The following is a 12,532-nucleotide window of genomic DNA, read 5'->3' as shown; positions in this document are numbered from 1 at the left end:
TCGACACCGAGCCGACTCTGCGCTGCCTCAATGCATCGACGACACCATTTGCCTGCTCTTCCTGAAAGAGGCCGGGCGCGGCATTGAACACCAATAGCGCGCCGACAATGCACGCTTCGACACCTTCGCCGTTGATGCGCATCGTTAACCTCCGCCTTAAGTTGCCCAGGAGTACGCTGATTACATGAGAAATCCCACGGCTCGAAGCATCGCTCCGGTTTGTTCAGTCATCCCAAACATGACGTCGCTAAGCATCAGATAAGCTTCGCATCCTGGACTTCTCTCACGTTCTTCTCATTGCACCGCAGGGTTTTGACGTTGGTCAAATGACCCGGCGTCTCCGCATTGCAGCAACCACAGGCCAGCCCGCCTGAGCGAATCCTGCACGGCGAGCACCGAGTCCCAAGGAAATGCATGGACCGAACCTCCTTATAAGCCCAGTAGCCCATAGTTCGTCTCCTGCAAATCACAGCTTTTGAGCCAAATGTCGCTGGGTCGCGATAACTAAACAGAGCGTCTTGAATAATGCAGCATAATCTTCGCAAAATCTCGTTTGACCTGATCCAGTGTCGGAAACAGGCCTCGACGGCCTCAAGCACTTCGACGAGCGGGGAAAAGTAGCGGTTGCGCAATTCGCCAGTGGCGTGCCGCGATCGCGGCGCGGCTGACAGAATGGCACCGGCCATTTCGTACAGCAGGAGATTGTCTGAGTGACCCCTCTCCTCCCGATAAAGTAGGCGTCTAGCATGAGTGAATACTTCACACCTCTGTCATGCATTTGCGCGCCCAAAACGACGTTCGCGCGCCCGATATGATGCGAGCGCTGCATCAAGCGCGGCGTCGTCAAAATCTGGCCAGAATATGTCGGTGAAGTAGAGTTCAGTGTACGCGAGCTGCCATAGCAGGAAGTTGCTGATGCGCTGCTCACCTCCGGTCCGGATCAGCAGATCGGGTTCCGGCGCGTACGCCATCGCCAGATATTGCGCGAAGCTGGCTTCGTCGACCGGCACGGCGTGACCATCGACGGCACTCCGTGCGGGTAGCTCGCTTATAGCGTGAAGGATATCCCAGCGACCGCCGTAATTCGCCGCAATGGTCAGCGTCATACGTGTATTGTGGGCGGTTCTGATTTCCCCTCGCTTCACGAGCGCCCGAAGGTGCGCATCGAACGCCGATAGATCACCAACGACGCGCAAGCGGATGCCATTCTTGTGCAACCGTGCCGTTTCACGCTGTAGCGTCGCCCCGAACAGACGCATCAGGAACGACACTTCGTCCTCCGGCCGGCGCCAGTTCTCCGAACTGAATGCAAACAGCGTCAGGAATTCGACGCCGCGCCGCGCGCAGCCCTCGACGATCGCGCGGACCGCTTCGACACCCTTCACGTGACCGGCCACTCGGGGCAGCTTGCGCTGTGCCGCCCAGCGGCCATTGCCGTCCATAATGATTGCAATGTGCCGCGGCACGTCGGTCACGGCCGGTACGCTAACGGTCGAACTTTTATGGATCATGGGAACCGCCGCGAGTCAGGCGGAACACGAAAGTCCCCGAAGGTCATGAAGGTGCCCCTGGACTCTTTTCCTGGTGATCAATTCGACCGCCACCAAATCACGTGGACATCGGCTGGGCCACCGGACGAAATGGACAATCGTATGGTATGCAGACGAAACTGAAAGGATGCTTAAGACGGAGATACTCTCCAGGCTTTGTTCACGTATCGGCAGGTTTAAGGGGGCCCGGCGATGATTTCGTTCATGAAAGCAGCCGCCCAACAGAACGATACCGCCGTCGACAACCCGCTCTCCTATGTTGGCTATCGATTTCCACCCGACGTGATCAGCTACAACCTGGACAGCGCGGCTGGGCCCAAACGCCATATCCTGGCAGGACGACAAGACGAAAAATAAGCAACGAGATCTGGGCGGCGCTGGAGCCGCCAGGCCATGCGACAGCTGCGTGAGCCACTCACGCCTTTCCCTGTGATAAGTATGGCGGTTGTAGACGCCGATGATTCCGGGCTGTACGTGGCCGAGGACTGCCTCGGCAATATCGTTGGGACATCCCAGCGTTGCAAGAAGCGTCCGAGTTGCGCGTCGAAGGTCGTGGGCGGACCAATGCGTGACGGGCAAGCGCGGGGGGTGTCCGGAATTTTGTGTAAACGGGTTGAGGTTTAACCCGGCACCAGCCGCTCTTTGAACTGGATCGCGAAGCGGTTCAGTGCGGCCTTCCAGTCGCGGATCGGCATCATCCACTTCTTGCTGATGTTGTTCAGGAAGACGACCAGCATCAAGCGCGTAATGCCAGGCGCTATCCAGTTCCATGCGAAGGCGCCGGCGTCGACCGGTACGACTCGAGGAAATCGAAAGCCTGGGCGCGTGTGACGGCTGTGACGCGCATATCCCCTATAGGCCCCAGCATCGCCTTGAATATACGTGCGACCTCGACCGCTCCCTTGGTCTTCCGATTTACTTCTACATACCCTTCCAGATAGTCGCGGCACAGCTGTCTGACGGTGTAATCGCCTGGGTGCGCAGCCGCTGATTCCCGTTCTCCGCAGTGTCGAAGGTTCGGCACCGGAATCGCGTTCGACGCGCTTCGTTTGCCACTCAGCGATCGCTGCGGCAAATGAGGTCGACGGCCACTCACGAACTTCACCTGTCGCATGCGACCGTCGATCGGCGACTTATAGCGATACGTCCATGACTTGCGGCTCGTTGAAGCCTGGTAGGCGTAGGCCTGGAAATCCCTCAAACGTCATGTGCTCGCCGCTCGGCAGCCTGGCCACGGCACGTGCATCAAAGCGCATTCTTCCCTCGGCGCAGGTTTTCTGCATAACGGCACAAAAACCTATGCCAGCATCACAAGTTTGGGTAAGCGGAGACACGCATCGACACACCAACCGATGGGCCTGAAGTGTTAATATTTTTCTTAAAATTCAGTTACTTGCGGCATATCCCGGGAAGGCTTTGGCCTTACCGAGGCAAGCCTGAAAACATGGCTATTCGTTCTCGTCGAAGTAATGCCCGAACTTCAACTGCTTCGTGCGGATATACCGCTCGTTTTCCTCGCGCATCGGAATCGCGAGCGCGACACGCTCGCACACCGGAATGCCGTGCTTCGACAGCGTGTCGAACTTTTCGGGATTGTTACTCATCAGCCGTACCGACGTGACCTTCAGCGTGCGCAGGATGCCCGCGGCCGAATCGTATTCGCGTGAATCGTCGGGCAGGCCGAGATCGAGGTTGGCTTCGACGGTATCGCGCCCCTGCTCCTGCAGCGCATACGCGCGGATCTTGTTCGACAGACCGATGCCGCGTCCTTCGTGGCCGCGCAGATACAGCAGTACGCCGCAACCCTCTGCCGCGATATAGCGCAGCGCGAGATCGAGCTGCTCGCCGCAGTCGCAGCGATAGGAGCCGAGCACGTCGCCCGTCAGACATTCCGAATGAAGGCGCGTCAGCACCGACGACTGGTTGGCGACATCGCCCATCACGAGCGCGAGATGTTCGGCGCCGCTGTCGACCACGCGAAACACATAGGAAGTGAACGTGCCGTAGCGCGTGGGCAGCGTAGCGGTGGCGTCGAGCACGACGCATTCGCCGGTGACGGCGCCGTCCGCTGCGGGCGATGGATCCTGAGACGTGAGCATGGCGTTGAACAATGGTGCTGGCATGAACCCGGTCGAGCCGGGGATAAGGTGTGGACTGCGAGTTTACCGCTAATCCGCATGCAGCACGTGGATGCCCCTTCGCTTGCACGGGACGCTGCCCCGCGACAAGCCGCACCAGGCACACGCGCATCACGAGAAACACGAGCCCGAGACCCGAAACAAGCCCGCGCGGACCGCGTCAATCCAGCGGGCATCGTCCGGCGCGCCCGAGGTATTCCCGGTGTACCGCGGGCGCACGTCGCGCCTATACTGGTATCGCCTGTCCCTCACGACAGTGCGCCACTTCGGCGTGCTGCATTGCGAAACGGAGCCGCTCCATGACAAGCGTTGCACAGCTTCTTAAAACGAAACCGAACCCCTCCGACGTCTACACGATCGGCGCCGACGATTCCGTCTACGAGGCGATCCGGTTGATGGCCGAGAAAAGCATCGGCGCGCTGGTGGTGACGGACGGCGACAGCATCGCCGGCATCATCACGGAGCGCGACTACGCGCGCAAGATCGTGCTGATGGACCGGTCGTCGAAGGCGACGCCGGTGCGCGACATCATGAGCAAGGCGGTGCGCTTCGTTCGTCCGAACCAGACGACTGAAGAGTGCATGGCGCTGATGACCGAGCGGCGCATGCGTCACCTGCCTGTCATCGACAACGAGAGGCTGGTCGGCATGGTGTCGATTGGCGACCTCGTGAAGGACATCATCGCGGAACAGCAGTTCACGATTCAGCAACTCGAGTTCTATATTCACGGCGAACGGCTCTGACAGGCAGCACGGTTTTCGCTGAGCGACACCGCATCGATCATCCGCGCGGGACCAGACGCAAAAAAAGCCCAAACCTCTAAGAGCTTGGGCCAAGCTACCTTGCGGCAGTGGAGGTTCCTTCGGAAAGAGGAACGCAACGCGCGCGGATAACACGCTCTCGGGCGCATGAGTGCGGCGCGCTCGTTTGAAACAGTACCGGGTATGAAACGCTGTGTGCGCCGTCAAACGACGCGCACACAGATTCTGCTGCCTGCTTAGTTACCGAAATTAGTTACCGAAATTAGTTACCGAAATAGACGCTCTTCGGGCCGCTCATCGGCTGCTTCATGCCGCCCGCCTGGGTCGATCCGCTCATCGGCGCGCCGTAACCGCTGGTATCAGCGCTCGGCTGGGTTTGCGCGACGGCCGGATTTTGCGCTTGCACGCGCTGCTCGGCGGCCTGGATGTCGGCCGGATAATTCGGGTCGCTCGAGGTCGACGGGTTGTAGCCCGCGTGCTCCAGCTGGATCAGTTCGCTGCGGACTTCCGCGCGGGTGACCGGCTGCTGGCTCGACTGCGCGAACGATACGACCGGCGCGGCGACAAGGGCCGCAATGGCAACTGCCTTGATCAGCGATTTCATGGTGACTTCCCTCCAATGTGGTTTTATCTGCATCGCCGACACTTCGGTGTCCAGCGAATCACTTGAGTCTAGTCACCGCACTGCCAAGGGAAAACCCTTAATTTCGAGATAGAAAATTGCTCGGTTCGCAACGATCTCGGGAAATATCGTGGAACCGCCTCCGTTAGCATGATCTTCGGGGTAACAATTGCCCGGATCGTCACCTTTGCGTCTGATGTTTCCGAAATACGTCTGATCGAAGAAAAAATTCGCCCGCCCCGCACGCCGAAACGTCTGAATCGATGTACGCGCGTAGCTGCGACGTCATGCGCCCGAATGCGGAATCGTCAGTAGCTTGCGCGGGCCGCTGACGAACGCGCTGCCCGGCTCGAAAAATCGCAACGGACGGTGCATCTCGCGCGACAGGCCGATGCGCGTCGTCACGCCGATCGGCGCGTCGCCAGTCTCGATCACGCCGATCCATAGCCCCCGCCCCGTACACAAATCGCGGCCGTCGAGCGCCTGGCCGATGCCGAACGCCACCGTCAGCCGGCCGGGTCCGCGCGCGAGATCGCGCAGCGGCACGCCGGGACGGCGCGCTTCCATCAGCGCGAGTCCTTCGAGCGGTTCGATCGCGCGCAGCAGGATGCCGGCGCCGACCTCCTCCGCTTCGGACGACATGTTGAGCATGTAAGACACGCCGTAGGTCAGCCGCACATAAGCATGACCGCGCGCGAGGAACATCGACCCGTTGTACGGACGACGTCCGATGAACGCATGGCTCGTCGAGTCGCCGAGCGGATACGCCTCGGTCTCGACGATGCGTCCGCTCAGGCGTCCTTCGGGCAGATCGTGCACGAGATATTTGCCGACCATGAAGCGCGCGAGTTCCACGGTATCGATCGGCAGATCCTCGCGGCGCAACGGTCGGATCGGAAGAGCTTCGTTTCGCATGCGCTGGGTGTCCTTGAGTCGGTGCTGAAATCGGTGCTGAAACCTACGGCCTCGCGACAAGCGCGCAGTCGCCCTACTCTCACGTCATCGACCGGTTGCGCTCGACAAATTCGTTGTACCGAAGCCTCATTTTCTGCGCCATGGAAGTCAACATGGCACCAATTGTTGTATTGTGTTCATCCGGCCGGTCACACGGCCGTTTGCATGTTTCGGCGCGCGCTTCGCGGCTCGCTGAAACCGCGTGTCGGCTGAAAGCGTTCGCAGACTGCTGTACCTGTTCCATTGGCATGGAATCCCGCCGTACCCGCTGGTGTAAAAAAAATCGATCCCATCCGGGGATCGACGTTCTACGACAACAGGAGATGGTTGAATGAAAGCATTCTCGGCAATCAAGATGATCGGCGGCGCGCTGGTCGTTCTCGCTTCCCTCAATGCGTACGCGCAAAGCAGCGAGGCGGCCGCGACCGCAGCGCCGGCGGCAACGGCACCGACCACCAAGCAGACTCGCGCGGCTAATCGCGCGCTGCAGAAGAAGGTCCGCGCGACGCTCGCACGTACGAAGGGCCTGACCGTCGGCAACATCACCGTGCGCGCACGCGAAGGCGCCGTCACGCTGGAAGGCTCGGTGCCGGAACAGGCTCAGATCGAACTCGCGACGAACGCCGCTCAAGGCGTGGCAGGCGTGACGTCGGTGAAGAGCGCGCTGTCGATCCGCGCGATGGGCCAGTAATCCGGTCGAACGGCCGAAGAAGTTGCGATAACAGCAGCAAGCTGGCGTCGACGGCGGAAAGCTCCGCCGGGACGCCAATTCACCCTCCGATGCAGCGCTCGACACCATTGCCTCACGGTGCGGCCATCGCACCATCCGACGCGGCGATTCCCCGCGCCCCCGAAACCGCGATATTTTTAATGCGCTATGCGCGTCGCGATGACCACCCGACCGCGTGGCGACGGCTTCTCGTAACGAGTTATTCCCGATAATTTAATAGCTTAACGTCACTTGTTAAGATATTACTTCAAGTTTATACATGCACCGAAAGGAAGGCCGCATGACTTCGTCCGCGACCGTCTTGCCTCGTTGGACTCTCGTCGCGCCGATCGTTAGCTGGATCGTGCTCGGCGCCGCCTACGCGATGCCGGGCAACACGCTGCTGCTCGCACTGACCGGCATGTCGCTATGCGCGGCCGTGTTTGCCGCCGTGCATCATGCCGAAGTGGTCGCGCATCGCGTCGGCGAGCCGTTTGGCACGCTGGTGCTCGCGGTCGCCGTCACGGTGATCGAGGTGGCGCTGATCGTCTCGGTGATGCTGACGTCCGGTCCCGAGAAAGCCGGCCTCGCGCGCGATACGGTATTCGCGGCCGTGATGATCGTCTGCAACGGGCTCGTCGGGCTGTGTCTGCTGGTGGGCGGCATCCGCCATCTGGAACAGGACTTCCAGAGCCGCGGCGCGGCGGCCGCGCTGGCGGTGCTCGCGTCGCTGTCGGTACTGACGCTCGTGATGCCGAATTTCACGACCACCAGCCCCGGGCCTGTCCTGTCGCCGTCGCAGCTCGCGTTTGCCGGCGTGTCGTCGCTGGTGCTGTACTGCGTGTTCGTGTTCGTGCAGACGGTGCGCCATCGCGACTACTTCCTCGCCGGCGTGCCCGACGAAGACGTCCATGCCGAGCCGCCCGGCGCGCGCCTCGCCGCCATCAGCGGCGTGCTGCTGCTCGTGAGCCTCGTCGCGGTCGTGCTGCTCGCGAAAGTGCTGTCGCCGGTGGTCGAGTCAGCGGTGCTGAGCGCGGGCGCGCCGCCGGCGGTGGTCGGTATCGTGATTGCGTCGCTGGTGCTGTTGCCGGAAGGACTCGCGGCGCTGCGCGCAGCGCGCGCCGACCGTCTGCAGACCAGCCTGAACCTTGCGCTCGGCTCATCACTGGCGAGTATCGGCCTGACCATTCCCACCGTTGCCGGCGTGTTCCTGTACATCGGTCAGCCCATCGTGCTCGGCATCGATGGCAAGGACATGGTGCTGCTCGCGCTCACGCTGGTGGTCGCCACGCTGACGCTCAGCACCGGGCGCACGACGATTTTGCAAGGCGCCGTGCATCTGTCGCTGTTCGCGGCTTATCTGTTTCTGTCGTTCGCGCCGTGACGCGATGCCTTATCCGGCACGGGCGGACGGCAACCTCACTCTTCCCAATGCTCGGCGATCCAGTCGCGGAACAGATTCAGCTTCTGCTGTTGCGCGACTGAGTCCGGATACACGAAGTAATAGCGCCAGCCGGTCTTCAGCACGGTATCGAACGGCCGCACGAGGCGCCGGGCGGCGACGTCCTCGTCGATTAGCGCGAGGTCGCTGATCGCGACACCGAAGCCCTGCGCGGCGGCGTTGGTCGCCATGTCGAGCGTATCGAAGCTCGGGCCGAGCTCCGCGTCGATCGTCGCGGCGCCCGCCGAATCGGCTTCCGCGACTTTCGCGAGCCACATCTTCCAGTCGCGGTGATCGCGCGTCGGATGCAGCAGCGTGTGGCGCCCGAGATCGGCCACCTGCGCGAGCGGCTTGTCCTTCAGCAGCTCGGGCGTGCAGACCGGCGTCAGACGCTCCTCGAACAGCGACACCGCCTGCACGTCCGCACCGGGCGACGAACCATAGATGATCGCCGCGTCGAACGGCTCGCTCTGGAAATCGACGTCGTGCTGCCAGGTGGTCGTGATCTGCACGTGCAGATCGGGATAGTCGGACTGGAAGCGCATGATCTTCGGCAGCATCAAGCGCATCACGCAGGTCGGCACCTTCAGCGCGAGATCGGTGCGCTGCCTCGTCAAGCGCAGCGACATTTCCTCGATCCGCGCGAAGCTCTCCTTGACCGCCGGCAGCAGCATTTCGCCCTCGGCGGTCAGCGTCAGCCCCTTTGCGTGCCGCTTGAACAGCGGAAACTTGTAGTACTCCTCGAGCGCGATGATCTGCCGGCTGACCGCGCCTTGCGTCAGGCACAGATGGTCGGCGGCACGCGTGAAGCTGCGATGGCGCGCGACGGTTTCGAAAATCTGCAGCGCGTTGAGCGGCGGTAGGCGTCGCATCGGATGTCCAGGATCAGAAAAAATCATTGCTTGGCTGCGGCAGCGCCCCTCGCCGCCCTGCCCGCCAAGCCCACAGCATACGCGATCGGCTATGCGCGCACGAGTGGGCGCGCAGGCAAACCCGCATGCGTTCGACTCATGGCATGCGTGAAAAACGCCCGTACCGAGGAATGTCGCACCGGCGCGGTGCAAAAAAGCCTTCAGCAACCGCACCAGAACCGAGCTTTCCTCATACCTCGACGCGCGCTGGGATTCCTCAGCCAGATATGGACGTTAACCCGGATAAGCCATCGCCCGTAGCTTCCCGGCGCGTCGCCCAATCGCTCGCCACCGCGTTCGCCGGCGGCGAGCCATGAGCGTACGTCATGCGATCCATGCGCATATTTCGATTGTTGCGTGATTTTGGCAAACCTACAGTGCATCCACGCACGGTATATCCGGCAGCGGTCACGGCGAATCATGGGCAACGGGCGTTCAACACAGGAGACCGCCATGCAGCAGATCAAACGGGGTAGAAGGCAGGCCATCAAGACGATCGGTACGGCGCTCGCGGCATCCGCGCTGCCGATGCCGTTCCTCAATCTGCGCGCGCAGGAGCACAACTTCAGCGGCAAGACGCTGCGCATCCTGACGTGGTCGGACGATACCGGCACGGCCGCGCTGCGCAACATCGCCGCGACCTTCACGGCGAAGACCGGCGCGAAGGTGATCGCCGACCGCGCCGACGGCACCTCCGGCATGGTCGCCAAAGTCAAGGCAGCGGGCGAGCGCCCCACCTATGACGTGATCACGCTCGCCGGTGTCGGCGCCTCCGGCCTCGCCGACGCGGGCCTGCTGATGAAGCCCGACCTCGACCGCCTGCCGAACCTGAAAGAAGTCGCGCCGCCATACCGCACCGGCGCGAACGGTTTCGGCGTCGGCTATCTGCTGTGGTCCGACGGCCTCATCTACAACACCGCGACGGTCAAGACGCCGCCTTCGTCGTACGAGGCGCTGTGGGACCCGAAATACGCCGGCCGCATTTTCCTGCCGCCGCCCGAATGGGCCGAAGCGGTCGATCTCGCGATCATCGCCGCGAAGATGAACGGCGGCTCGCAGCAGAACATCGAGCCCGGCTTCAAGAAGCTCGCGCAGCTCAAAGACCGCGTGATGACGCTCGGCGAGAACCCGAACCAGGTGGCCGACCTGTTCCGCACGGGCTCGCTCGACATCGGCGGCATCTACTCGCCCGCGTTTTTCCCGGATCAGATCCGCAAGCCCGAATACAAGATGGGCGTGACCTACGGCATGAAGGAAGGCTTCGCGACGCAACTGATGTTCACGGTGATTCCGAAAGCGCACCCGGGCGACACCGACCTGATCCACGCGTTCATCAATCACTCGCTCGACGCCGGCGTGCAAGGCCGCATGGCGGCCGATGTGCTGAACGGCCCAGTCAATTCGAAAGCGATGATTCCGGCCGCGAGCCGCGCGTTCGTGCCGAGCCCGCAGCAGATCGCCGAGAAAGCCGTGCTGCATGACGACAAGGCGCTCGCCGCCGTGCAGCCGGCATGGATCAAGCGCTACACCGAAATCTTCTCGGCGTAACCACGATGCTCGCGCGCTTCCCGCGGCGTGCCGCGATGATGCCGGACGAAGCGGCGCCGGGCCCGACGCCCGGCGGCGCTGCTTGCGCTTGCGCAGTCGTCGAGACTGCCGTGACCGACCCCGCTGCCGGCGCAACGACGCTCGCGAAAGCCCGGCCGTGGTTGCTGCTCGCGCCGATCCTGCTGTTTCTGGCGATACTCGGCGCGGCTGCGCTGGTCGTGCTGCGCATGAGCTTCGGCACGTCCGGCAATGAATGGCGCAGCTTCACGCTGCAGAACTACGCGGACCTGCTCGACGGCTACTTCCTGAAATCGTTGTGGCTGACGCTGCGGCTCGCGTTCCAGAGCATGCTGTGCGCGGTCGTGCTCGCGATTCCGGTCGCGCTCGCGATGGCGCGCACGACATCGCGGCTCGCGCGCCGGCTGCTGCTCGCGGGTGTGCTGCTGCCGCTGCTCGTCAATCTGCTGCTGCAAGGCTATGGCTGGCTCGTGATCCTCGGCCCGGCGGGTCTGCTCAATCACGCGCTGCTCGCGAGCGGACTCGTCGAGCGTCCGGTGATGTGGCTGTATCGCGAGCATGGCGTGCTGCTGGGGCTGATCCAGACCGCGTTTCCGCTCGCCGTGCTGCCGCTGTCCAGCGCGATGCGCGCGGTGTCGATCTCGTACGAGGAAGCCGCCGCGACGCTCGGCGCGACGCGCTGGCAAACGCTGCGTCACGTGCTGCTGCCGCTCGCGATGCCGGGCCTCGTGTCGGGCGCGCTGCTGGTGTTCGCGTACAACGCGAGCGCGTTCGCGGTGCCGCTGCTGCTCGGCGGCCGGCGTGTGCCGATGCTCGCGGTGCTGGTGCACGATCAGGTCGCGCCGCTCTTGAACTGGCCGGCCGCCTCCGCTTCCGGCGTGGCGCTGATGATCGCGACGCTCGCCGTAATGGCGCTGTCGCAACGGCTCGTGCGCCGCACCCAGCGTCTGACCGGGGAGCCTCACGCATGAGCACGCCGCTGCCGACCTCGCGCCTGCCGCGCACCGAACCTCGTTCGCCGCGCTTCCCGCGCTTCCCGCGCCTGCCGCAGACGATGCCCGGCCAGCTCGGCCGCGCGACCGCGCTCGTCGCGGGCGTGGTGCTGTTTCTCGCCGCGCTGCCGATCCTGACGATGATCGCGATGTCGTTCAGCGCGGCCGACACGCTCGAATTCCCGCCGCACGCGTACAGCCTGCACTGGTACCGCGCGGCGTGGCACAGCTTCGTGTCACCGGACGCGACCGATACGCTGTCGATGGGCGCCGCGCTGAGCACGAGTCTCGTCGTCGCGCTAGCGACGATGCTGATCGCGACGCTGGTCTCCGTGCCCGCCGCGTACGCGCTGTCGCGCTACCGTTTTCGCGGCAAGCCGATGGTCGAGCAACTGGTCGCGCTGCCGCTCGTCTATCCGCTCGTGATGCTCGGCCTGTCGCTGCTGCTGGTGTTCAACGTGCTGCCGGTCGAGCTGGGCGTCGGCCGTCTGATCATCGCGCATGTGATCCTGGCGCTGCCGTTCACGGTGAAGAACTGCGCGGCGTCGGTCGCGTCGATCGGCCCCGAGTTCGAGGAAGCCGCGCTCGTGATGGGCGCGAGCCCCGGCCGCGCGCTCATCGACGTGGTGCTGCCGCTGATGCGCCCCGGCATTCTCGCCGGCATGCTGTTCGCCTTCATCGTGTCGTTCAACGAGTTCACGGTGACGTTCTTCCTGTACAGCATCGATACGATCACGCTGCCGGTGTGGCTCTATAGCCGCACGGTGTCGTCGCTCGATCCGACCGTGTTCTGTTTCGCGGTGGTCATCGTCGCGATCGACTTCGCGCTGATCTGGCTGCTCGAAAAGCTGATCGGCGACGAAGGCGTCGCGCTGTGAACCCGTCACC

12 protein-coding genes are annotated in these 12,532 nt (G+C 63.0%); 7 read left to right on the top strand and 5 right to left on the bottom strand.

Going from position 1 to position 12,532, the window contains the following annotated elements; all coding sequences use genetic code 11:
* Positions 1 to 770: 770 nt before the first annotated feature.
* A complete protein-coding gene (gene uppS / locus OKW39_RS41275; RefSeq protein ID WP_090805968.1) occupies positions 771 to 1,511 on the bottom strand; it encodes a polyprenyl diphosphate synthase in 741 nt (246 codons plus the stop codon).
* Positions 1,512 to 1,754: 243 nt separating this feature from the next.
* On the opposite strand from uppS, the gene OKW39_RS41270 reads away from it, so the two are divergent.
* The gene (locus OKW39_RS41270; protein ID WP_429565283.1) at positions 1,755 to 1,907 is read left to right on the top strand and encodes a hypothetical protein; all 153 of its coding nucleotides are present in this window, start codon (positions 1,755 to 1,757) and stop codon (positions 1,905 to 1,907) included.
* 1,091 nt (positions 1,908 to 2,998) lie between these two features.
* Here the strand turns inward: OKW39_RS41270 and ribA are convergent.
* Entirely contained in the window at positions 2,999 to 3,649 is a 651-nt protein-coding gene (gene ribA / locus OKW39_RS41265; RefSeq protein WP_090805969.1) for a GTP cyclohydrolase II, read from the bottom strand.
* 338 nt (positions 3,650 to 3,987) lie between these two features.
* Between ribA and OKW39_RS41260 the strand changes: the two genes are divergently transcribed.
* Complete coding sequence (locus tag OKW39_RS41260) at positions 3,988 to 4,431, top strand: CBS domain-containing protein (RefSeq protein ID WP_090805971.1); 444 nt, start codon at positions 3,988 to 3,990, stop codon at positions 4,429 to 4,431.
* Between the two features lie 280 nt (positions 4,432 to 4,711).
* Here OKW39_RS41260 and OKW39_RS41255 read toward each other — a convergent pair whose 3' ends face one another.
* Positions 4,712 to 5,053 carry a DUF4148 domain-containing protein gene (locus tag OKW39_RS41255; protein WP_090805972.1) on the bottom strand — a complete coding sequence of 114 codons (342 nt, stop codon included), beginning with the start codon at positions 5,051 to 5,053 and terminating at the stop codon, positions 4,712 to 4,714.
* A gap of 303 nt (positions 5,054 to 5,356) precedes the next feature.
* On the bottom strand, positions 5,357 to 5,986 hold the full coding sequence (locus OKW39_RS41250) for a DNA-3-methyladenine glycosylase (protein WP_184067218.1): 630 nt from the start codon (positions 5,984 to 5,986) through the stop codon (positions 5,357 to 5,359).
* 370 nt (positions 5,987 to 6,356) lie between these two features.
* On the opposite strand from OKW39_RS41250, the gene OKW39_RS41245 reads away from it, so the two are divergent.
* Together OKW39_RS41245 and OKW39_RS41240 are read left to right on the top strand one after the other, a co-directional pair.
* Entirely contained in the window at positions 6,357 to 6,716 is a 360-nt protein-coding gene (locus OKW39_RS41245; protein WP_429333972.1) for a BON domain-containing protein, read from the top strand.
* A gap of 319 nt (positions 6,717 to 7,035) precedes the next feature.
* Positions 7,036 to 8,118 (top strand): calcium:proton antiporter, encoded by a 1,083-nt coding sequence (locus tag OKW39_RS41240; RefSeq protein WP_090805977.1) that lies wholly within the window; start codon positions 7,036 to 7,038, stop codon positions 8,116 to 8,118.
* A 35-nt stretch (positions 8,119 to 8,153) separates the two neighbouring features.
* On the opposite strand, the gene OKW39_RS41235 is transcribed toward OKW39_RS41240, so the two are convergent.
* Positions 8,154 to 9,047, bottom strand: coding sequence for a LysR substrate-binding domain-containing protein (locus tag OKW39_RS41235; protein WP_018420889.1), 894 nt, complete (start codon positions 9,045 to 9,047; stop codon positions 8,154 to 8,156).
* A 492-nt stretch (positions 9,048 to 9,539) separates the two neighbouring features.
* Between OKW39_RS41235 and OKW39_RS41230 the strand changes: the two genes are divergently transcribed.
* The 3 genes from OKW39_RS41230 to OKW39_RS41220 are packed head-to-tail and all read left to right on the top strand — an operon-like array spanning position 9,540 to position 12,522.
* Complete coding sequence (locus OKW39_RS41230) at positions 9,540 to 10,634, top strand: ABC transporter substrate-binding protein (protein ID WP_090805980.1); 1,095 nt, start codon at positions 9,540 to 9,542, stop codon at positions 10,632 to 10,634.
* Between the two features lie 5 nt (positions 10,635 to 10,639).
* Positions 10,640 to 11,623: an ABC transporter permease gene (locus OKW39_RS41225; RefSeq protein WP_429565504.1), complete on the top strand. Its 984-nt coding sequence runs from the start codon at positions 10,640 to 10,642 to the stop codon at positions 11,621 to 11,623.
* Positions 11,620 to 12,522, top strand: coding sequence for an ABC transporter permease (locus tag OKW39_RS41220; protein WP_429365365.1), 903 nt, complete (start codon positions 11,620 to 11,622; stop codon positions 12,520 to 12,522). Before OKW39_RS41225 ends, OKW39_RS41220 begins: the two co-directional genes overlap by 4 nt.
* Positions 12,523 to 12,532 lie beyond the last annotated feature (10 nt).

Origin of the sequence: Paraburkholderia sp. MM6662-R1, from assembly GCF_050436245.1 — a bacterium.
In the GTDB taxonomy this organism is placed as follows: domain Bacteria; phylum Pseudomonadota; class Gammaproteobacteria; order Burkholderiales; family Burkholderiaceae; genus Paraburkholderia; species Paraburkholderia tuberum.
The sequence above is the reverse complement of the archived record's forward strand: the minus strand, read 5'-3'. Positions and strand labels throughout refer to the sequence as shown.